General features: G+C 43.2%; 25 protein-coding genes. 7 read left to right on the plus strand and 18 right to left on the minus strand.

The features are described 5' to 3' along the window. Nucleotides 1–48 precede the first annotated feature (48 nt). The 17 genes from purH to C505_RS0109980 form a co-directional block, all read right to left on the minus strand. Nucleotides 49–1,638, minus strand: coding sequence for a bifunctional phosphoribosylaminoimidazolecarboxamide formyltransferase/IMP cyclohydrolase (gene purH, locus C505_RS0109900; RefSeq protein WP_018692455.1), 1,590 nt, complete (start codon nt 1,636–1,638; stop codon nt 49–51). A gap of 111 nt (nt 1,639–1,749) precedes the next feature. Then, nucleotides 1,750–2,040, minus strand: a complete 291-nt coding sequence (gene fis, locus C505_RS0109905; protein WP_018692456.1) for a DNA-binding transcriptional regulator Fis — start codon at nt 2,038–2,040, stop codon at nt 1,750–1,752. 19 nt (nt 2,041–2,059) lie between these two features. Next, nucleotides 2,060–3,028 (minus strand): tRNA dihydrouridine synthase DusB, encoded by a 969-nt coding sequence (dusB, locus tag C505_RS0109910; RefSeq protein WP_026317872.1) that lies wholly within the window; start codon nt 3,026–3,028, stop codon nt 2,060–2,062. A 216-nt stretch (nt 3,029–3,244) separates the two neighbouring features. Further along, nucleotides 3,245–4,129: a 50S ribosomal protein L11 methyltransferase gene (gene prmA / locus C505_RS0109915; protein WP_018692458.1), complete on the minus strand. Its 885-nt coding sequence runs from the start codon at nt 4,127–4,129 to the stop codon at nt 3,245–3,247. A 142-nt stretch (nt 4,130–4,271) separates the two neighbouring features. Continuing rightward, the gene (locus tag C505_RS0109920) at nt 4,272–6,386 is read right to left on the minus strand and encodes a TonB-dependent receptor (protein WP_018692459.1); all 2,115 of its coding nucleotides are present in this window, start codon (nt 6,384–6,386) and stop codon (nt 4,272–4,274) included. 126 nt (nt 6,387–6,512) lie between these two features. Further along, nucleotides 6,513–7,871 carry a magnesium transporter gene (gene mgtE, locus C505_RS0109925; protein WP_018692460.1) on the minus strand — a complete coding sequence of 453 codons (1,359 nt, stop codon included), beginning with the start codon at nt 7,869–7,871 and terminating at the stop codon, nt 6,513–6,515. 100 nt (nt 7,872–7,971) lie between these two features. Continuing rightward, nucleotides 7,972–8,250 carry an HPr family phosphocarrier protein gene (locus C505_RS0109930; RefSeq protein WP_018692461.1) on the minus strand — a complete coding sequence of 93 codons (279 nt, stop codon included), beginning with the start codon at nt 8,248–8,250 and terminating at the stop codon, nt 7,972–7,974. Then, entirely contained in the window at nt 8,210–9,094 is an 885-nt protein-coding gene (gene rapZ / locus C505_RS0109935) for an RNase adapter RapZ (protein WP_018692462.1), read from the minus strand. Before rapZ ends, C505_RS0109930 begins: the two co-directional genes overlap by 41 nt. Then, nucleotides 9,075–9,539: a PTS sugar transporter subunit IIA gene (locus tag C505_RS0109940; protein WP_018692463.1), complete on the minus strand. Its 465-nt coding sequence runs from the start codon at nt 9,537–9,539 to the stop codon at nt 9,075–9,077. Before C505_RS0109940 ends, rapZ begins: the two co-directional genes overlap by 20 nt. A gap of 1 nt (nt 9,540) precedes the next feature. Beyond that, nucleotides 9,541–9,828 (minus strand): ribosome hibernation promoting factor, encoded by a 288-nt coding sequence (hpf, locus tag C505_RS0109945; RefSeq protein ID WP_018692464.1) that lies wholly within the window; start codon nt 9,826–9,828, stop codon nt 9,541–9,543. A 24-nt stretch (nt 9,829–9,852) separates the two neighbouring features. Next, on the minus strand, nt 9,853–11,304 hold the full coding sequence (locus C505_RS0109950) for an RNA polymerase factor sigma-54 (protein ID WP_018692465.1): 1,452 nt from the start codon (nt 11,302–11,304) through the stop codon (nt 9,853–9,855). Nucleotides 11,305–11,349: 45 nt separating this feature from the next. After that, complete coding sequence (gene lptB / locus C505_RS0109955; protein WP_018692466.1) at nt 11,350–12,075, minus strand: LPS export ABC transporter ATP-binding protein; 726 nt, start codon at nt 12,073–12,075, stop codon at nt 11,350–11,352. Further along, complete coding sequence (gene lptA / locus C505_RS21990; protein WP_018692467.1) at nt 12,072–12,662, minus strand: lipopolysaccharide transport periplasmic protein LptA; 591 nt, start codon at nt 12,660–12,662, stop codon at nt 12,072–12,074. The genes lptB and lptA overlap by 4 nt, the downstream gene beginning before the upstream one ends. Continuing rightward, complete coding sequence (gene lptC, locus C505_RS0109965; RefSeq protein WP_018692468.1) at nt 12,628–13,203, minus strand: LPS export ABC transporter periplasmic protein LptC; 576 nt, start codon at nt 13,201–13,203, stop codon at nt 12,628–12,630. The genes lptA and lptC overlap by 35 nt, the downstream gene beginning before the upstream one ends. Next, nucleotides 13,200–13,757 carry a 3-deoxy-manno-octulosonate-8-phosphatase KdsC gene (gene kdsC / locus C505_RS0109970; RefSeq protein ID WP_018692469.1) on the minus strand — a complete coding sequence of 186 codons (558 nt, stop codon included), beginning with the start codon at nt 13,755–13,757 and terminating at the stop codon, nt 13,200–13,202. The genes lptC and kdsC overlap by 4 nt, the downstream gene beginning before the upstream one ends. Further along, complete coding sequence (locus tag C505_RS0109975) at nt 13,757–14,728, minus strand: KpsF/GutQ family sugar-phosphate isomerase (protein WP_018692470.1); 972 nt, start codon at nt 14,726–14,728, stop codon at nt 13,757–13,759. The genes kdsC and C505_RS0109975 overlap by 1 nt, the downstream gene beginning before the upstream one ends. 30 nt (nt 14,729–14,758) lie before the next feature. Further along, nucleotides 14,759–15,715 (minus strand): calcium/sodium antiporter, encoded by a 957-nt coding sequence (locus tag C505_RS0109980; RefSeq protein ID WP_026317873.1) that lies wholly within the window; start codon nt 15,713–15,715, stop codon nt 14,759–14,761. A 193-nt stretch (nt 15,716–15,908) separates the two neighbouring features. Between C505_RS0109980 and mlaF the strand changes: the two genes are divergently transcribed. From mlaF to murA, 7 genes are read left to right on the plus strand one after another with little or no spacing between them, the layout of a single operon-like run. Then, nucleotides 15,909–16,718, plus strand: coding sequence for a phospholipid ABC transporter ATP-binding protein MlaF (mlaF, locus tag C505_RS0109985; protein ID WP_026317874.1), 810 nt, complete (start codon nt 15,909–15,911; stop codon nt 16,716–16,718). Then, nucleotides 16,715–17,491 (plus strand): lipid asymmetry maintenance ABC transporter permease subunit MlaE, encoded by a 777-nt coding sequence (gene mlaE / locus C505_RS0109990; protein ID WP_018692473.1) that lies wholly within the window; start codon nt 16,715–16,717, stop codon nt 17,489–17,491. The genes mlaF and mlaE overlap by 4 nt, the downstream gene beginning before the upstream one ends. 1 nt (nt 17,492) lies before the next feature. Next, nucleotides 17,493–17,963 carry an outer membrane lipid asymmetry maintenance protein MlaD gene (gene mlaD, locus C505_RS0109995; RefSeq protein ID WP_018692474.1) on the plus strand — a complete coding sequence of 157 codons (471 nt, stop codon included), beginning with the start codon at nt 17,493–17,495 and terminating at the stop codon, nt 17,961–17,963. A gap of 1 nt (nt 17,964) precedes the next feature. Further along, on the plus strand, nt 17,965–18,621 hold the full coding sequence (locus C505_RS0110000) for an MlaC/ttg2D family ABC transporter substrate-binding protein (protein ID WP_018692475.1): 657 nt from the start codon (nt 17,965–17,967) through the stop codon (nt 18,619–18,621). Further along, entirely contained in the window at nt 18,621–18,911 is a 291-nt protein-coding gene (locus tag C505_RS0110005; protein ID WP_018692476.1) for an STAS domain-containing protein, read from the plus strand. Before C505_RS0110000 ends, C505_RS0110005 begins: the two co-directional genes overlap by 1 nt. A gap of 12 nt (nt 18,912–18,923) precedes the next feature. Then, nucleotides 18,924–19,181, plus strand: coding sequence for a BolA family protein (locus C505_RS0110010; protein ID WP_018692477.1), 258 nt, complete (start codon nt 18,924–18,926; stop codon nt 19,179–19,181). Nucleotides 19,182–19,197: 16 nt separating this feature from the next. Further along, on the plus strand, nt 19,198–20,460 hold the full coding sequence (gene murA, locus C505_RS0110015) for a UDP-N-acetylglucosamine 1-carboxyvinyltransferase (protein WP_018692478.1): 1,263 nt from the start codon (nt 19,198–19,200) through the stop codon (nt 20,458–20,460). Between the two features lie 82 nt (nt 20,461–20,542). On the opposite strand, the gene C505_RS0110020 is transcribed toward murA, so the two are convergent. Then, nucleotides 20,543–21,616 (minus strand): trypsin-like peptidase domain-containing protein, encoded by a 1,074-nt coding sequence (locus tag C505_RS0110020; RefSeq protein ID WP_018692479.1) that lies wholly within the window; start codon nt 21,614–21,616, stop codon nt 20,543–20,545. Nucleotides 21,617–21,642 lie beyond the last annotated feature (26 nt).

Raw genomic sequence — 21,642 nt, forward strand, 5'->3', positions numbered from 1 at the left:
TTGAGAAAAGAACGTCAAAGGACGTTCTTTCTTTCCGTTGTGTACAGATTAGTGTCTGAAATGACGCATTCCAGTGAAGACCATGGCAATACCATGTTCATTCGCTGCTGCAATGATCTCCTCATCTCGAATGGAGCCACCTGGTTGAATGATTGCTTTGATTCCAGCTTCAGCAGCGGCATCGATGCCATCTCTAAAAGGGAAGAACGCATCAGAAGCCATGACACTGCCTTTGACTTCAAGGTTCTCGTCAGCTGCCTTGATCCCTGCAATTTTGGCGCTATACACCCGGCTCATTTGCCCGGCACCGACACCGATGGTCATTCCGTCTTTTCCGTAGACAATGGCATTGGACTTCACAAACTTCGCGACGTTCCATGTAAACAATAAGTCTTGGAGTTCTTCTGCGCTTGGTTGGCGCTCAGAGACAATCTTCAAGTCGTCCAGTGTGACACGTCCCATATCGTTGTCTTGAATCAGCAAGCCACCATTGACGCGTTTAAAGTCAAACTGCTTAGTTGCTTCTTCCCATTGGCCACAAGCAAGTAAGCGCACGTTCTTTTTTTCTGCGATAACTTGGATGGCATCTTCGTCGATCGAAGGCGCGATGATCACTTCGACAAATTGGCGAGAAATAATTGCTTGTGCCGTTTCTTTGTCCAATGGACGGTTAAACGCGATGATCCCGCCAAATGCTGAAGTTGGATCGGTTTTGAAAGCGCGCTCATATGCATGCAGAATATTATCGCCTAATGCTACACCACAAGGGTTGGCATGTTTGACGATCACACAAGCAGGGCCGTCGAATGACTTGACGCACTCTAAAGCCGCGTCAGTGTCTGCAATATTGTTAAAGGAAAGCGCTTTACCTTGTAGCTGTTTTGCACTTGATACAGATGCCTCTTGAAGGTTCTCTTCAACATAAAATGCAGCTTTTTGGTGACTATTTTCGCCATAGCGTAAGTCTTGCTTTTTGATCAGTTGCGAATGAAAGGTCCTTGGGAATTCGGAGACTTTTTCTGCTTCGGTCTCATTGTAATCTGGGACCATGATACCGAAGTAGTTCGCAATCATGCCATCATACTTTGCCGTGTGCTCAAAAGCAGCAACTGCTAAGTCCAAGCGAAGGGCTTGGGTTGTAGAGCCGCTGTGCTGATGCATTTGTTCTAAAACACGCGTGTAGTCCTGGCTTTTGACAACCACGGTTACATCTTTGTTGTTCTTTGCTGCGGCACGAAGCATGGTTGGTCCACCGATATCGATGTTCTCAATTGCATCTTCTAGAGTACAACCTGGTTTTGCAACGGTCTCTGCAAATGGGTAAAGGTTGACGACGACGAGATCAATGGGAGCAATGTCATGAGCTTCAAGCGTCGCTTCATCGGTGCCACGGCGAGCAAGGATACCACCATGGACTTTTGGGTGTAGGGTTTTGACACGGCCAGACATAATTTCTGGGTGCCCCGTGTGTTCAGAGACATCTTTTACGGGGAGTTCTGCTTCTTTGAGCAGTTTTGCGGTTCCACCTGTGGAGAGGAGTTCGATGTTCAAATCATGGAGAGCGCGGGCGAATTCCACAATACCAGTTTTATCGGAGACACTGAGTAGAGCGCGGCGGATCGGGCGTAGGGTATCCATGTTTTTCAAAGCCTTTTTACAATTTGGATGTTAATCTTAGATGGTTTTGGAGTATAGAAATAAAAAAAGCACCTTTCGGTGCTTTTCAGCAGGGTAGTCCCTGCGTCAATCTTAGTTCATTCCGTATTTTTTTAATTTCTTACGGAGTGTGCCGCGGTTGATTCCCAGAAGAATCGCGGCTCTTGTCTGGTTACCGCGCGTATAGGTCATGATTTCTTCGAGAAGCGGCGCTTCGATTTCAGAAAGCACAAGCTCGTACACGTCATTCACATCTTGGCCATTAAGCTGTTGAAGATAGTTGTGGACTGCTTTTTTTACAGAATCACGAAGCGGCTGCGGCTTCTCTTGAGTCTGAGTGTGCGCATTGGTAATGAACGGAGAAGTGATGTTTTGATCAAACATTGGTATTTTCTCTTAATTCCTAGATTGTTAACGACTTAAAATAACTCAATAGCGCATCAATCTGCATTTCGGCAGCATCGATGGTATTAAACACTTTGCGAAATTGACCTTCCGGGTCGTGCGCTTGTAAGTACCAGCCTACGTGTTTTCTGGCGATTCGTGGTCCCATGACCTCACCGTAAAAATCGTGGAGCTTCTGTACGTGAACCAGCATAATTTCCTTCACTTCCGTTAGGGAAGGGGGGGCTAGTTCTTCGCCCGTTTTCAAAAAATGGTCAATTTCTCGAAAAATCCATGGTCGGCCTTGAGCGGCACGGCCAATCATTACTGCATCTGCGCCAGTATATTCCAACACAAATTTTGCTTTGTGCGGTGAGTCGATATCCCCGTTGGCAACAACCGGAATATTAACAGCACCTTTAATCGCACGGATCGTGTTGTACTCAGCGGTGCCCTTGTACATACATTGACGTGTTCGCCCGTGTACAGCGAGACTTTGTATACCGTTGGTCTCTGCGATCTTTGCAATATCGACACCATTACGGTTGTCCGGGTTCCATCCTGTTCGGATTTTTAAGGTCACAGGAATATCAACGGCATTTACCACTGCCTTGACGATCTGTTCAACCTGCTCCGGAAACTGTAAGAGCGCCGAGCCCGCAAGTTTTTTGTTTACCTTCTTGGCGGGGCAGCCCATATTGATGTCAATAATTTGAGCACCATTCGCTTCATTAAAGCGTGCTGCCTCGGCCATGAGATCAGGATCAGCACCAGCAATCTGAACTGCACGAATGCCTGATTCTCCGTGATGATCCATTCGAAGTTGTGATTTGTCTGTCTTCCAAACCTTCGGATTGGAAGATAGCATTTCGGAGACAGCCAGCGAGGCACCTAGCTGTGTGCATAGGTGTCTGAAAGGACGATCTGTTACTCCCGCCATTGGGGCGCATATGACATTGTTGTCTAGGTGGTATGGCCCGATTTTCACAACTTCTCTAAAATTGGTCACATCCAAGGAGGCGCTAGTTTACGGATTTTTTTGCCATTTGCAAAGGTTATAATTTAAACAAATTTGATTTTTTTTTGCGCTATCCCTCTTGACATTCCGAAAATGGGTAAAAAATACTCTCACCACACGTTCGTTTGAGGAATAAAGCCTGACTTTGTTCAAATGTTATACAAAAAAAATAGATCAAAAAGCAAATTATTTTTTTCGTTGACCGTCAATTCTTGCCCATTCATCCTTCACAATCGGGTCATTTAACGAAATATGTTCCTGATAATAGGTAGCAACTTCTCGCATTTGACTTTCTAATAGACCAGAAAGGGCAAGAAGTCCGTCCTCTTTAACGCGTGAAATGATACCTGGAGCCAGCTCTTTGAGTGGACCTGCAAGAATATTCGCAACGACAATATCGCCTTGTGTATCTGGCGCATCTTCAGGTAAATACAGCGAGAGTTTATCACTGACCTGGTTGCGCTCAGCATTTGCTTGTGATGCTTGTAGTGCTTGTGGATCAATATCAATGCCAATTGCTTTTTCTGCGCCAAGCTTGAGGGCTGCAATGGCGAGAATACCAGAGCCACAGCCGTAATCGATCACTGTTTTCCCTGTAAAATCCAACCCATCTAGCCAAGACAGGCAAAGTGCAGTTGTTGGGTGTGTTCCCGTTCCAAAAGCAAGCCCAGGATCCAACATCACATTGACGGCATCAGGATCTGGAATATCACGCCAAGATGGACAGATCCATAAGCGCTTGCCAAACTGGATTGGGTGGAAATTTTCCATCCATTCACGTTCCCAGTCTTTATCCTCAACAGCTTCGACTTTGTAGGTAAAGTTGTCCGCATCAGTCTCAGGCATATGTCTGAGATAGGTCGTGACGATATCCATATCAACTTCAGCATCAAATAACCCAATGACGGTTGTCTCTGCCCAAAACAGGACTTCACCAGGTTTTGGCTCGTAAATAGGGGTATCTTGCGTATCCATGAAAGTGATGGCTTGTGCGCCGACAGCCATCATATGATCACTGATCGCATCTGCGTTTTCTGCGGTGCTGGGGATACGGAGTTGGATCCAAGGCATAATTGATTCGCTTTTTTTAAACCAGTATCTAAAATTGCGCGGATTCTAGCATGGATTCGATTGAAGTGGGGATATTGCCGAACAAATCGACAAGGCGACGACCTTCCATACGAAACTTTTGGATGAGTTTCATACATCAACATTAATATTTTAAGCGGTAAGAGAGCGTGAGTGTTCTTCCTGGGGATTTCACCATGCGTCTATCCAAGTTTGAAGATTGGGCAAAAACAGAATAGTAGTCTTTATTGAACAGGTTATGGATAGAAAAGACAAAGTCAGATTGTCCAAAGTGTAGCTTAGTGAAGAAGTCATAGACTGAGTAAGCGCGTACATCTCCCTTAAACTGTTGTCTTGAGCCAATTGACTCTGGAAACCGATTTCTATCGCCAGAATAGAGCGATTGTATTCGAAATTGTAACCTTTCTTTTGGTGTATATTCTAAATATGTTGTTACTTTTGCTGGTGGAATACGCTGTCCTGATAAATACTCTCTTCCAGTTGTGGAATCACGTTGTCCTTCAAGCCACGCGAAAGTTCCTCCTGCGGACCACTGCTGATTGAGATGAGTGTTCAAAGATATTTCGAACCCTTCGATAACTTCTGCGGATTGCTCTGGGGTTAATAAATCTGTATTTGGGACCGCGGTGAGTTGTAATCCTAAATCAGATGTACTTCGGAAGAAGGCCAGAGAGAATAGAGTGTCGTCGTCATCATAACGAAATCCAGCCTCAGTACTGCGGTTATCAACGGCATCAATATTTGCATCTTGTAACTGAAAACTATCACGTACGTTTCTCAAAACTCTTCCTAATTCAGGAACATCATACCCTTCAGATAAGTTGGAATAGATATCGGTATGCTCCGTGAGTTGATAAACAATACCAAAGTTATACGAGGTTTTTGAAAATGAAATGCTTCCACCTTGAATACTTCCACCAAATACAGTATTAAAATCATCTACATGAATACTGGTTTTTTCATGACGAATACCAAACTCTGCGCTGAGTGAAGCATAGAGCTGGGTTTGGAATTGAACAAATGGTGCGACTTGCTTCATTGTCATAAAAGGGGTCCAAATGTCACCACCCAAACTTCCTTTGAGTAATGTTTGTCCTGTTTTATCTTGTAATAAATCAGCTCCCCAGATAATGTTTCCATCCAAGTTGAGAAATTGCTCTGTTGGGGTCTTCAAATCAAATCGTAGTCCGTGCTTTTTCGCGGTAATCGTGGACTGACCGACCTTGTCACTTGCTCTTACAAGTGGAGAGTCCTCTTGAAAAGACCCAAATATATTGTCGTAATCTTGATAATAAATTTGGGTATTGAGTTTACTCCCAAGCATATCTAAGTGTTTATAGGTCAGGTTAAGTACAATGTTTTGTGTGCCAGGATCTTCTGTATTGGCTCTTGCTTTAACATCTTCAACGCTTGTTTTTGTTCGACTGATGGCATTCCCACCAGTGGTTTCATAAATATCGTCCATGGCATGTTTGTAGTAAAGTCCATTGAAGGATAGTTGCATTTTTCCCCAGCGGTATGTCATGTGTGAGTAGAGGTTGATATTTTGAGATTCAGGAAGACCAATTGATGAGTTACCGGCAGCTTTTGACGGTACTCGGTCACCATCTGCATAAAATAACCCATGAACAGATTCGATTGAGCCTTGGTTGTAATAGCTGAACTGACCGTTGCTACCCCACATGGATTGGTTGAGAAAACGATGGCCGCTCCCACCAATATGTGTGAGTGAAGTACGAGAGTTTATTTCTGTTTCAAACCCCATTGCCTGGTTCATTGTTGGACTTTTGGTGATGTAGTTAATCGTCCCACCAGAACTACCGACACCATACAATGCATTTGCACCATTCATGACTTCGACTGATTGAAGAATAGATGCATCCAATGATCTTAATTCCTGATCACCATTGCGAAGTGGTGTCCCGATTGGGACACCGTTGATGAGTACGGCCATCCTTCGGCCGCGAATTGTTGTTGAACGGTTTGTGGCGGTCATCGTTGATGCAGGCATACTGGGTACGTAATGACTTAAGATGAACCCAAGATCATTCGATATGAGTCTCTGCTTTTCAATGGAATCTTTATGGATGGTGGTGACTGAATGTGGAGTAATCGTTTGTTCCTGAGGTAATCGTGAGTAGACTTCAACATCCAGTAACTCTTCTAAACTCAGTTCAGCCAACTCTTCAGTTAGTTTATTGGCAGAAACTTCTGCTATTGCCGTCAATGGGATAAACACAGCGACCTGGTAGATAAGCGCTCTTTTTAATTTTTACATCAGTTTTCGAGATCCAAAGTAAGCCCCAATAAACAATGTAGCTTGTTTTGATAATCTTCGAGATGAGAAAGAGTAATAGATTAGAGCTTAAATTAGAAACAACGTTGCTGTTCCAAGAAATGCTATTGCACCCACAATGTCGGTAATTGTTGTAAGGACGACACCACCAGCCAATGCTGGATCGATGTTCATACGTTTGAGTACGAGTGGGATCAAGACGCCCGATACAGCAGCGGCAACGAGGTTGACCATCATTGCAAAAGCGAGAACTGCACCCAGTTTGATGTCATTTTTCCAAATCGCAACAACCCCTGAGATGAGAATGGCCCAAATTAAGCCATTGAGCATCCCGATAGCGAATTCTTTTCCAAGCAACCATCGGGAGTTACTTGACGTGATATGGCCGACAGCAAGACCCCGGATCACGAGGGTGAGGGTTTGATTCCCTGCAACACCACCCATACTTGGCACGATATTATTCAGGATGGCAAGGACTGCTAATGCTTCGAAAGTCGGTTCGAAAAAGTTCATTACAAATGCAGCGAACAAAACTGTTAGCAGATTAACACCCAGCCAGATAGAACGGCCCTGAATGCTCTTTTTGACAGGTGCGAAGGTATCATGTTCATCATCAAGACCTGCCATGCTCATCATCGAGTGTTCTGCTTCTTCGCGGATAATATCGACGACATCATCAATTGTGATCCGACCCAGTAGCTGGTTTTCATCATCAATCACTGGTGCAGATATCCAATTATGACGCTCAAACAGTTGTGCGACTTCGGCTTCACCCATATTGACATGAATTGCTTCAAGGTCTGTCTCCATGACCTCGCGGACACTTTTATTTGGGATTGAAGTCACCAATAAGCTCAGTGGGATGACCCCCATCAGCATATCGTGCTTATCTACGACAAACAGTTGATCTGTACCTTCGGGTAGCTCTCCTTTTAAGCGGAGGTAGCGGAGGATCACGTCGACGGAAACATCAGGGCGAATCGTGATCGTATCCGTATTCATAATTGAACCGGCAGTTTCTTCCATGTAGGAGAGTGCTTGCTCCGCTCGATTTCGATCCTGTACGTCCATGGAGCGAATGACTTCTTGATAAACACTATCAGGCAGGGAGCGTAAGACTTCAGCTAAATCATCATCATCCATACTTTCAGTCGCAAGTGCGACTTTTTCAGGTCCCATTTGCGCAATAATGCCGTTTCTTACTTCTTCAGAAAGTTCTTCAAGGATTTCGCCGTAAAAGTCATGATCAACGAGTTGCCATAGGATCATTCTGGACTTTGGGGGAGAGGACTCAAGCAGTAGTGCAATGTCACAGGCAGGCATATTGAACAACATTCGTCGCACGTGAACGAACATACCGCTGTCTAACGCGGCCGCGATTTCTCTAATTTGTGCTTTGGCTGTTTGTTGTTCAATGGTTTCAGGCATGCTGCATGACCTCAATTTTTGCCCAACATAGTCTAACTTAACTGATAAGAATAATCAGCTAGATCTTAGGCTTAATTCTTTGGGAATATCAGAGATCCGATCACTCTTCTTCATCAAATCGACGTTCGAAGAGTGCAACAAATGCTTCAGCAGCATCTTCGGCATCTTCGCCTTCGATTTCGATATCAATCGTCTTTCCTTTTGCGCTTTCTAATAACAATAGCCCGAGTACACTATCAGCAGAAGCCGTTTTTTCTCCTTGTTTCAATATAACATGAGAAGTAAATTCTTGATTGAGTTGAACAAGTTTTGTAGCAGCTCGGGCATGCAGGCCGAGTTTATTCTTGATGATGACTTGACGGCAGATGATGTGTGTCATGTCGTTGGAGTTCTCGATGTCGAAGCTGAACTTCTGGAATTTGTCTACGGAAGCTCTCAGCAAGTTTTTCACTGATATAGACAGAGCGATGTTGCCCGCCAGTGCAACCAATTGCAATTGTGAGATAGCTCCGGTGATTTCGTTCGATGTGTGGCAGCCAGGTGCGAATAAAATTATCAATTTGCCAAATGAACTTAGTGACAAGTGGTTGCCCTAAAAAAAATTGCTGTACAGGGTGATCGAGGCCTGTTAATGGTTTGAGCTCTGGTTCCCAATGTGGATTTGGAAGAAACCGGGCATCAAAAATGTAATCTGCGTCTTTCGGTAACCCATATTTAAATCCAAATGATTCGAAAACAATCACTAAACTATGTGCTTTTTTCCCTAAAACTCTTTGTTTAATCAGCTCAGAAAGCTCATGTACGTTTAATCGGGTGGTATCAATATGCAAGTCTGCCCGATTGCGTATTAAACTGAGCACATTTTTTTCAGCTTTAATTGCTTCTTCAAGTGACATTGAGCCTTTGGTCAAAGGATGAAGGCGTCTTGTTTCAGAGAAACGTTTCAAGAGGCTATTTGAGTCTGCATCTAAATAAATGACACTTACATCAAAGTGTTGACTCAGATAATCTAACGTTTCTGAAAGTGCTTCTTCTCCGTCGGGCATATTTCGAGCATCAAGGCTAATTGCTGCCTGGGAAATATCCCCGAATAAATCTGATGTAAGGGACATCAGTAATGACAGGGGAATATTATCAATACAATAATATCCAAGGTCCTCTAAAACCCGGAGGGCAACTGATTTTCCTGAGCCAGATCGGCCACTAATGATGGTTAAGTTCATGACCTAAGATAGTTTCGTATATGTTTAAGTCGCTGCTTGCGTGACGGATAGCGCGGCAGAGTTTTTTATTGCCTAATAATTTTGCGATGGATGACAAAGTTGTGAGATGCTGATTATCGTCTTCTTCAGGCAATAATAGAGCAAAAAAGATATCCACTGGTCGATTATCAATCGCATCAAAGTCGATGGCTTGTTCCGTAACGATGAGCACGCCATGAACATCTTGGATATTCGGCAGTCGACAATGTGGAATAGCAATCCCGTGTCCAATCCCTGTACTACCCAAAATTTCTCTGGCTTGAATGTTTTTTAGAATGTCTTCTGCAAGAAGGCTGTTGCAGTGGTGTGAGAATAATTGACTGATATATTCCAAGACGCGTTTTTTGCTATGGAGCAGGACTGCACGTTTTGTGCAGTCCTCGGTCAATATATTTGAGATGTCCATGTTAGTGTTTGGTCATTTTTTCTTTATGTTTAATGACTTGACGGTCAAGTTTATCAATTAAAGAGTCAATGGCGGCATACATATCTTGATGCTCTGACGTTGCAAAAACTTCTCCCCCGTTGAGATGGAGTGTCGCTTCTGCTTTTTGCTGTAGTTTTTCTACATTGAGAATAACATGGACATTATTGATGTGATCAAAATGTCTTTCCAGCTTTGCAAATTTATTACTGACATAATCTCTGAGTGCAGTCGTAATTTCTACATGACGACCAGTTAGATTAATTTGCATAAGCACCTTCCTTATTTTCCCAGCTTAAATTAAGCTTTTTCGTTGATTCGAGGGTGGAATTGCCAGAGACTCACGGTATTTTGCGATGGTTCTCCGGGCAACTTTGATTCCTTGGTCTGCCAATAATTCCGCCATCTTACTATCACTAAGAGGTTTAGCTGAATTTTCGGCAGCGACAAGTTTTTTAATCAGTGCACGTATCGCTGTTGAGGAGCATTCCCCGCCATTCTCAGTATTCACATGGCTTGAAAAGAAATATTTTAATTCAAATATACCCTTGGGAGAGTGAATAAACTTTTGTGTAGTGACACGTGATATGGTGGATTCATGCATATCAACCATTTCCGCAACATCGTTGAGTACAAGAGGCTTCATGGCCTCATCTCCATACTCGAAGAACGCCTGCTGCTTTTGAACTATTGATGCGCCCACTTTGAGTAATGTGTCATTTCTGCTATCTAAGCTCTTTAAAAACCATTTTGCTTCCTGTAAATGGCTCTTGATAAATTGTGAGTCGGCCGTAGAGCTTGTCTTTGCATAACTTGCATAATACTGATTTACCCTGACCTTCGGAAGTGCTTCAGGGTTTAAAGCCACTTCCCAATGACCTTTAATTTTTTTGACGATTAAATCAGGGATCACATAGTCATCTTGGCTACTGATAACCGTTGTTGCCGGCTGTGGGATCAAACTTTGAATGATGGCCAGTGACTCTTTTATCATTTCTTCTTTTAACTTGGTCTTTTTCATCAATCCGCGATAATCACGGATTGCCAACAGGTCCATATGATTTTCTATAAGGTCGATTGCGGTGTTTTCAAGAGGACAACCCGTAAAATTTCTATGAAGTTGGATCAATAAACACTCTTGCAGTGAACGAGCAGCAATACCAATCGGATCAAAATGTTGGATACGCTTTAAAACGGCTTCGACTTCTTCGAGTTCAATGTCCTCATGTCCGAGGCTTTGTAGGATTTCTTCCGTGCTTACAGTAAGGAAACCGGCATCATCAATGGCTTCGATAATCGCTGTTGCAATCGCTTGATCGGCTTCGGAGAATGGCGTGAGGTTCATCTGCCAAAGCAGGTAATCCCGAATATTATCATCGGTTTTTCCCTGGTACATCGGTGTATCGTCATCTTGTTGATGATGTGAAATAGTCGTTGGGCCATTACTTAAATAGTCATCCCATTTTGAATCAGTGGGAAGATCTTCACCAATATGATCGCGATCAAATGCTTGATCGGTTGTGAGTTCCTCTGGTGCAGTTTCGCTTTCAAGAGATATTTTTTCTGGGGTTTCATCCTGGTGTGCGGCTTCGAACTCTTCCAACTCAAGAAGTGGATTTTCTTCGACGGCGTTGAGTATTTCCTGTTGGAGGTCGAGAGTCGAGAGCTGCAACAATTTGATAGCTTGTTGCAGCTGCGGTGTCATTGTCAATTGCTGACTGAAACGAAGCTGTAATGCTGGCTTCATGGATAATCAATATCCTTTCGTTATTCCTGATGCAAGATAACTAAACTATAGCGTGAATTGGTCTCCCAAGTATACCTCTCTGACATGTTTACTTGTCAAAGCGTCTTCTGGTGAACCGGAGAAAATCAGATTGCCGTGACTGACAATATTCGCAACTTCACACACATCTAGAGTTTCTCTTACATGGTGGTCTGTAATCAAGACCCCGATGCCTCTATCTTTCAGATGTTCAATGATTTTTTTGATATCGATCACAGAAATGGGATCTACACCTGCGAATGGCTCATCCAATAGAATAAATTTCGGTTCCGCCGCTAAAGCTCTTGCGATTTCAACGCGCCTTCTTTCGCCACCAGATAATGCCATCCCACGGCTGTTTTTGATGTGTCCGATGTTAAACTCTTCCAAAAGATTATCTAAAATCTCTTCCCGTTGGGCTGATTTAAGGTTTTTTCTCAGTTGCAAGACTGCCATGATGTTTTCATAGACAGTTAGTTTTCTGAAAATGGATGATTCTTGTGGCAAATAACCAATGCCTCTGCGGGCTCGAACATGCATGGGTGCATGGGTGACGTCTTTGCCATCAAGAATGATTTTGCCTTTATCATTCGCAACTAAGCCAACAATCATATAAAACGTTGTTGTTTTACCTGCACCATTTGGACCGAGCAAACCAACGACTTCCCCTGAATTGACGGTAATACTCACATCTTGCACAACTTGACGATCTTTATAGCGCTTTGCAAGATTTGTTGCAGATAGCTGACTCATGGTGTCGGTTCATCCTGTTCATCTGTCTGTGCTGGGGCTTGATTTTCTGGCTTCGTTTCAACAACGTTTGGCTTATTTTGATTGGTAGAGATGATTGTTGTGACACGCCCAGTTTTGTTTTCACTACCTTCAGCGGATAACAGCTGAGTTTCCAGGTTGTAGGTGATCTGCTCACTTTTTACATGGGAACCACTTTGTTGGAGATAGGCATTTTTCTTGAGAACAATGGTTTTTTTACTGACCATATAATAAATTTCTTGTGCAGCAGCAATGACTTCTTTGCCATCTTCGAGCGTTTGCTTATATTTTGCTGGGTTGCCTTTCGCAACGATTACTTCATTTCTGCCATCTTTGGTTTTTTTGATTCTCATCACGTCGGCATTAATCTGCATACTTCCAAGTAAAACAACAACATTGTCCTGAAAAACAAGCGTGTTATTTTTAATATCCATAAACTGCTTCGATGAATTGATTTTAATATCATCAGTGAATTCAGCATGAACGATTGTGCTGTATCCCGAAGTGGTCAAAATCAAACTGAGAAGTAATCTTCTAAGAGCGGTTTGTGAAATAAACTGTTTTAGCATGTTTGTGTATTTCCATGGATTCTTTTTCAATATTCGCGAAAAAACCTTTACCGGAGATTCTAAATTGACTGCCTTGGATCACCACCTTATCAGTGGATGACATCGTATTATTTTTAAGAGATATCTCAAGATAATTTGTTTTGATCGTGGTGGTTCGTTTATCTCGATCAAGTGTCTCTATCACGACGTTTTTCTCCAAAGTGATTTTCTCATTCGGATAATATGTGGCTTCTTCTGCTTGAATGGTCCAGGGGACCTTTTTATTCGTCGGGAAAATGGTGTGCTCAGGCTTATAGAACATCGTAAAACCTGAGCGACCGTAGTGTTCCATTCTCTGTGCTTTGACCTTGTGCACGGGCAGTCCTTTCACATTGTATATCGTACTGGATAAGTCTTCAGCAACGAAGTCAGGGCGTTTTTCCATGGTCGTATTTGCTTCTTTGGTCACATCGGATTTCACCCATTGTAAGTTAAAACCGAAGAACCAAATGCCGCCGATAATGAGTGCAACAAGAACGCAAATTCCAATGATACGCTTCATGTACTGCTGCCCTGATAAATTTCAAATTTATCCTGAGTGCAAAGAAGGAGGTCTGATAGCTCCCTCACCGCGCCATAACCGCCTTTGCAATGTGTGGTGAAATCAGCTTTCATCTTCACATAAGGGTGTGCGTCATTGACCGCAACGCTTAATCCAACGTTTTGCATTACAGGAAGGTCCGCGGTGTCATCCCCAATGTAGGCAATACTTTCATGAGATAGAGATAACTTTTGCAATAGATCTTGATACGCTTCCAGTTTGTTCTCCTGTCCTTGATAGATATGTTGAACACCAAGTGTTGTCATGCGCTTTTCCACAATGGTTGAGCGCCTGCCTGTAATAATGGCAACTTCAATACCAGAATGAATGAGCGACTTTACCCCGAGTCCATCTTTGGTATTAAATGCTTTGTATTCTTCGCCTTGATTCCCTAAAAATATAAGGCCATCAGAAAAAACACCATCCACATCACAGATTAACAGGCGAATTTGCTGCGCTTTGTGCCAAACTTCATCCGATATATTTTGGTACATCTCTTCGAATAAAAATCGCATCAAATCACTCCAGCTTTGAGCAAGTCCTGCATATTCATGGCTCCAATCGGTTTATTTTCCATCGTGACAATCAACCCGTTAATCGACTTTTCTTCCATGAGCTTTAGTGCTTCTGCTGCCAGCATATCGGGAGATGCTGTTGTGCACTGCTTCGTCATGACATCACGAATGGGGGTTTCATGAATATTAATTCTTTTATCTAGAATGCGACGCAAGTCCCCATCCGTAAAAAGTCCGAGTAGATGTCCTTTATCATCAACAATAGACGTCATCCCGAGGCCTTTCGATGAGATTTCTAATAAAGCATCTTTGATTGTGACGGACTCTGTGACTTTTGGTACACCGCAACCAGTGTGCATCATATCTTCCAGACGAAGAAGAAGTCTTTTCCCTAAGCTGCCCCCAGGATGAGAGCGCGCAAAATCGTCTTGTGAAAAACCTCGTTTCTCTAACAAAGCCACAGCCATCGCATCACCCATAGCTAACGTGGCTGTAGTGGATGCTGTTGGTGCAAGTCCAAGAGGGCAAGCTTCTTTGCTGACACTGATATTGATATGAAAATCAGCTGATTTTGCGAGTGTTGAATCAGGTTCCCCAGTCATGGAGATCAGTTTTGTTCCAAGCCGTTTGAGGATAGGAATAATCGTCACGACCTCAGCTGTTTCGCCGGAGTTAGAGATTGCAAGGACAACATCATCTTCAGTGATCATACCGAGATCACCATGACTGGCTTCTGCTGAATGCACGAAAAAAGAAGGTGTACCCGTACTGGCGAATGTCGCTGCGATTTTGCGACCAATATGCCCAGACTTGCCGACACCCGTAACAATGAGTCGAGAAGGACAATCAAAAATGAGCTGACAGGCTTGTGCAAATTGGTCGTTTATTTGAGACTGTAGCTCTTCAAGAGCTTGTTTTTCAATTTCTAAAACGGCTTTGCCGAGTGTAATAAAAGAATCTTCAGTGGTCATAAATCAGCTCCGGTGGATCTCCGCTTAGGCTTAAATACTCATTAAAATGACGGCCTGGTATGCAATGAATCCAGCTAAAAACAATCCGCCGTTAAATCGAGTGAGCTTTGCTTTGTTTCGGATCCCTATGGACAATACAAACATGAAAATAGTTGCAGCAATCATCACGCCAATGTCACGATTGACTGCTGGGTCCAGCGGTGATGGTGTGATCATACCACCGATCGCTAGGACAACAAGCAGGTTAAATATATTTGAACCAATAATGTTTCCAATCGCCATATCATCTTCACCTTTTAAGGCACCTGCGATGGAAGCAGCCAATTCAGGTAAGCTGGTTCCAATGGCGATAATCGTCAGTCCAATAACTAAGTCTGACATGCCAAAGAACTTTGCGATTTCAACCGCAGAATTCACAAGAAAGTGCGAACTTGCGGGGAGCAATATTAAACCGGCAATTACCCACATGACTGCTGTAGATGTTTTGACATTGGATGGTATCTCTTCTTCGAGTTCTGATGTCATTGGATCCGGTGTACCAGCCCGTGATAATCTGTATAGATAAACTGTAAAAAGAAGAAAAAGGAAAACTAAAACACCAGCATCAAATCGAGATAACTCACCATCAAATAGCAAGACGCTTGCAATTGCAGTGATAAACATTAAAATTGGCATCTCGCGTTTTAGGGAATCGGATGAAATCGTCAAAGGGCGAATTAAAGCAGTACATCCAAGTACGAGTAGGATATTGGTAATATTTGAGCCAAGCGCATTTCCGACGGCTGTATCTGTTTTATTCAATAGTGCTGCATTACCTGATACAAGCATTTCTGGTGCGGACGAACCCATTGCGACGATTGTTAAACCAATGAGAATTGGTGGTGCGCCTAGGTTTTTCGCTAGAGCAGAAGCTCCAAATACAAAGCGATCAGCACACCAAATAAGTACAGCAAATGAAAGAATTAGAGTTAGGCTAGGAATTAACATATTCATCTTCTGGTCTTTAGAGTCGCGGTATTTTCGCATTTCTTGCCAAGAAAGCAAAAGTTTTAGATCTGCTTAAACTTATTGGTAATTTTGTCGTCCAATGACGGTCGATTGATTGAACTAGGATTATATAGACTCGAATTGGTTCAAATGCAGAAAATTGAACGAATTCGTACTCCTTAAGGAACACATTTTGGCAAGTACATCTATCGTCGAAATAGAAAATATGACCTTTAAACGAGGAGAAAGAACGATATATAACAACGTTTCTTTTCAAATCCCTCGTGGAAAAGTGACAGCGATTATGGGACCGAGTGGTATCGGTAAGACAACATTATTACGATTGATCGGTGGGCAGTTGCGTCCAGATTCTGGGACTATCTGCTTCGAAGGCCAAAATATCCCAGAGCTAGCACGTTCAGAACTTTACAAAGTTCGCCATAAAATGAGTATGCTTTTCCAAAGCGGTGCATTGTTTACGGATATGACCGTTTTTGATAATGTTGCGTTTCCAATTCGTGAACACACAAAGTTACCAAAAGAAATCATTCGTACGATGGTCCTCATGAAACTAGAAGCTGTCGGCTTACGCGGTGCAAAGGATTTGATGCCCAGTGAGTTATCAGGCGGGATGGCTCGTCGAGCGGCACTCGCTCGGGCTATTGCCCTTGATCCAGAACTCATACTTTACGATGAGCCATTTGCTGGGCAAGATCCAATTTCTATGGGAGTGATTGTGCGCCTCATTCAATCACTCAATCAAGCGCTTGGTTTGACATCTGTTGTCGTCTCACACGATGTTCAAGAAGTGATGAGCATTGCAGACTATATTTATGTCATTGCGAATCAACAAGTTATCGGGCAGGGGACACCAGAAGAGTTGCGCCAGCAAGAATCCCCACTTGTCCAACAGTTTCTTCAAGGACAAGCGGATGGTCCAGTACCATTTCATTATCCAGCAGCTGAATATAGTTCTGAACTTTTGGAGTATGCGCGTTCATGATTTCATTTTTCCAGAAAGTGGGTGCAAATTCACTGGATAACCTGGGCTCTGTCGGACGTGCGACCTTTATGTTAATCGGTGCGCTTGTTTCAAAACCGACACCAATCAAGTCATTTCCGTTGTTGATGAAGCAAATTTACATGGTCGGCTTTTTGTCGTTAATCATTGTTGTTGTTTCTGGCTTGTTTATTGGGATGGTACTTGGCTTACAAGGATATACAATCCTTGTTGATTTTGGTGCCGAGAGCAGTTTAGGCCCGCTTGTTGCATTATCACTCCTTCGAGAGTTAGGGCCAGTCGTCACGGGCCTGTTATTTGCTGGTCGCGCAGGCTCTGCATTAACAGCAGAAATCGGTTTGATGAAAGCAACAGAACAGCTGTCATCATTGGAAATGATGGCGATTGACCCACTAAAACGGATTATTGCACCGAGATTTTGGGCTGGTGTGATCAGTATGCCTTTATTGGCGACTATTTTTTCAGCGGTTGGCATTATTGGTGGATACCTCGTTGGTGTAAAATGGCTCGGTGTTGATGACGGTAGCTTCTGGTCAATTATGCAAGCTGCAGTCGATTTGGAAGATATTTGGAATGGACTAATTAAGAGCATTGTCTTCGCATTGGTCGTGACTTGGATTGCACTCTATAAGGGTTATGACTCCATTCCGACTTCGGAGGGGATTAGTCGTGCAACAACAGAAACGGTTGTGCACTCATCTTTAGCAATCCTTGGTTTTGATTTTGTATTAACAGCAATTATGTTTGGGGCCTAACATGACTTCAAAAAGGATAGAAATTTTAGTCGGTGCATTTGTTTCATTGGGGATTGCCGCAATGGTCATGCTTGCACTGCAAGTTGCCGATGCCGGCGGGGCAGGAAATGGCGAAACTTATATTCTTAAAGCAAAGTTCGATAATATTGGTGGTTTAAAAGTTCGTTCTCCTGTGAAAGTTGGTGGCGTTGTTGTCGGTCGTGTATCAAGTATCGAGCTGGATCCGTCAGACTTTTCCCCAGTCGTCAGTATGGAAATCAACCAAGCTTACAACCAGTTTCCAGAAACGAGCTCTTTATCAATTCTCACCGCCGGGCTTCTTGGAGAGCAATACCTTGGTTTGCAACCTGGTTTTATTGATGAGGATATTGAGATTCTAGCTGCTGGTGACATGATTGAAGATACGAAATCAGCACTCGTTTTAGAAGAGCTCATTGGTCAATTTTTATTTAGTTTAAAAGAAGATAAGTAAGATGCAAAAGTATGTAAAGTTTTTCGCAAGCGCCTTGGTACTTAGCTTGATGTCACTCTCGCTTCAAGCCTCAGAGAATAAGCCACCTGAAAATCCGTATGATATTGTCAGAGTCGTTGCGGATAACACTTTTACTCGAATTTCAAAAGAGCAGGATAAGATCAGTCAAGACATGAACTACATGCGTGTGATTGTCCAAGAAGAGCTTCTTCCTTATGTTGATTACCGATACGCGGCACTGAAAGTGATCGGAAAAAATCTCAGTAAGACTTCAAAGGAGCAACGCTCAGAGTTTGTCAAAGTCTTTAAAGATTATTTGGTGACGACCTATGCAAGTGTTCTAACTCAATATAAAGATCAGAAAGTTGAATTTGAACCAACGCGATCGGTTGAAGGCAAGCGAATGGTGACGATTAAGACCAAGATCGTTGAAAAGGGGCGCCCTGATATCAACATCGACTTTAAAGTTCGCAAGAATAAAAAGAGTGGCGAATGGAAAGCCTTTGATATGGTTGCTGAAGGGATTAGTTTGCTCGATAGTAAACGTGCTGAATTGAGTACATTGATCCGTCAAAAAGGGATTGACAGTGTGATTGCATTACTTCGGAAAAAAGCAGAAGCACCTGTTCAAAGCAAAAAAGAGGAAAGCAAAGCGTGATGAGTGATTTCTCTATGATAGAGAATGAACCTGGTCAGTATAAATTATCAGGGAAATTAACGCGGGACAAAGTGCCTGCGTTAACGCCTTTTAAAAATGGTGTTAGTCACGTTGTGATGGATATCTCGGAGCTGACGCATGTGGATACAGCTGGGATTGCCTGGTTTGTTCATGTTAGCTCTGTTTGTGAAAAACAAGACGCAACATTGACGTTACTTCATCCTTCTGAGCAGCTTCAATCTCTTGCAGAAGTCAGTGGGATCAGCGTGTTGTTATCCCTAGCGGAGTAGATAGGTAGATATATGCAAATTGATGAAATTAAACAGATCTTGATGGGCAAACTTGAACTTGATGAAGTTCATATCAAAGCTGACGGAAGTCATTTCGAGATCATCGCTGTTGGTCAGTGCTTCGAGTCACTTTCTCCAGTGAAGAAACAACAACTGGTTTACGGGCCATTGATGGAGTCAATCGCAGATGGAACGATGCATGCCGTTAGTATTAAAACTTACACACCAGAACAATGGGCTCGTGATAAAAAGCTCATGTTTCCTTCCTGATTAGGTATCTTCATTTATGCAACAGTTTGTGATTCAAGGTGGTGGAGCAATTCGTGGCGAAGTGAATATTGCTGGCGCAAAAAATGCTGCACTCCCGATTCTTATGGCTGCAATCTTGAGCGATGATATATCACGCATCACGAATGTACCAATGTTGAAAGACATTGATACCAGCTTATCTGTGCTTGAGGGGCTTGGGATAAGTTCCACTTTTGAACAGGAAGAAGTGATTTTAAAGCCTGGCCCATCATTGACCCATAAAGCACCATATGAGCTTGTCAAAACTATGCGGGCTTCCATTCTTGTACTCGGCCCGTTGCTTACTAAACATGGTGATGCAGAAGTATCACTCCCTGGTGGTTGTGCGATAGGCGCAAGACCTGTCAATTTGCACATTGAAGGGCTGCAAAAAATGGGCGCACAAATTACCGTTGAAAATGGCTATGTAAAGGGCTCTGTTCAAGGTCGCCTTCAAGGTGCTCATTTATTTATGGATATTGTGAGTGTTGGTGCGACAGAAAATTTAATGATGGCTGCTTGTTTGGCAGAAGGGGAAACGGTGATTGAAAACGCCGCCCGTGAGCCAGAAGTCGTCGACCTCGCCAACTGTTTGATTGGAATGGGTGCAAAGATCGAAGGAGCAGGTACAGACACCATTCATATTTATGGTGTTGAGCGTCTATCAGGTGCTGATCATAGTGTCCTTCCTGATAGAATTGAAACCGGAACATTCCTCGTGGCCGCTGCAGCAACACATGGTGAAATCGTTTGTCATCGTGCGAATGCTGTGATCATGGATGCAGTGTTAGATAAGCTGATTCAAGCTGGTGCACAGGTTGAATATTCGGCCGATCATATTCACCTTTCGATGCATCATCGCGAATTACACTCTGTGGATATCAAAACATCACCACACCCTGGCTTTCCAACGGATATGCAGGCGCAGTTCACAGTATTGAATACTGTTGCACAAGGCGTTGCGACAATTACCGAAAATATCTTCGAAAATCGCTTCATGCATGTGCCGGAGCTTCAGAGAATGGGAGCGAATATTCGCCTGGAAGGCAATACCGCGATTTGTGGTGACCCACACCCGTTATCTGGTGCACAGGTCATGGCGACAGATTTACGTGCTTCAGCAAGTCTCGTGATTGCGGGTGTATTGGCTGAAGGTGAGACAATCGTTGATCGTATTTATCATATCGATCGTGGTTATTCACATATTGAAGAAAAGTTGACGAAATTGGGTGTGTCGATTTTAAGAAGAGATACACACTAACTTTGCCATTCGGTTTGGTGTGTGGACTCAAACACACCAAGCTTCATATTTTAAATTGAGCGATAATAAGTATCCCGAGAACTTAACTTCTTCTTTCTCCAACAATTACCGTTATTTCAATCAAATTTCCTGCTCGCAACACTGTTAAAGTTACTTTATCATCTGGTAGCGTTTCGGCAATCGTATCACGAAATTCTGTGAGCGATGTGATCTGAGTGCCATTGAGTTTGAGTAAAATATCGTTGCTTTGCACACCAGCTTGAGCAGCAGGACCGTTCCGCTCGACTAATTTGACCTGGATCCCAGCAATTTGCGTAATACTGGATAAGGCATCACGTCCCTGAGCATCAATTGGGATCCCCTCCATACCCAAATATCCTCGTCTGACTCGACCATATCGAATTAGTTTATGCATGACTTTTGAAGCAAGCTCGTAAGGCACAGCAAAGAAAATACCTTGAATATCACGATAACGATCCTGATATGCTGAGACATTGATCCCGACGAGGTTACCTTCTGAATCAATTAAGGCACCACCAGAATTACCTTCGTTAATTGCTGCATCCATTTGGATAAAGTTTGCAAGCCCATCTGGGTTGAGGCTGCTTCGGCCTGTTGCACTGATGATCCCTTGCGTGATCGCTTGACCAAGATTCAATGGGTTTCCAATAGCGAGAACAATGTCGCCGACCTGTGGTGGAAGCCTCTTTTTTTGAGGGATAACAGGTAGGTTATTTGCGTCAACTTTTAATACAGCTAGGTCGGTGAGTCGATCCGTCCCGATGACTTCTGCATTTAAATGACGACCATCTTGCAAATAGACATTGATTGAATCGGCATTATCCACAACATGATGGTTGGTCAGAATGTAGCCATTTTCGCTCATGATGACACCGGAACCAAGTTCCTGACGCTGTCGACGAACAGGACGAATAAAACCAGGGATCGTATCTGAGCTGGTTGTATAAATATTCACTACAGCAGGGGCTGCTTGTCGGACCGCGTGAGCAAATGACAAAGGACGATTATCGTGTTCATGTTGATTTGTTTCTAGGAAATTCAGGTGCTTAAATTGTGGCGCTAAAACAAGTACCAGAAAGGCGATGGCTAAGCCATATACTGTTGGTCGGAGAAGGTACTGAACAAACGTTTTCACAATGAATTTGGGTCAAAAAATTGAAT

This window comes from Algicola sagamiensis DSM 14643 (assembly GCF_000374485.1).
GTDB lineage: Bacteria > Pseudomonadota > Gammaproteobacteria > Enterobacterales > Alteromonadaceae > Algicola > Algicola sagamiensis.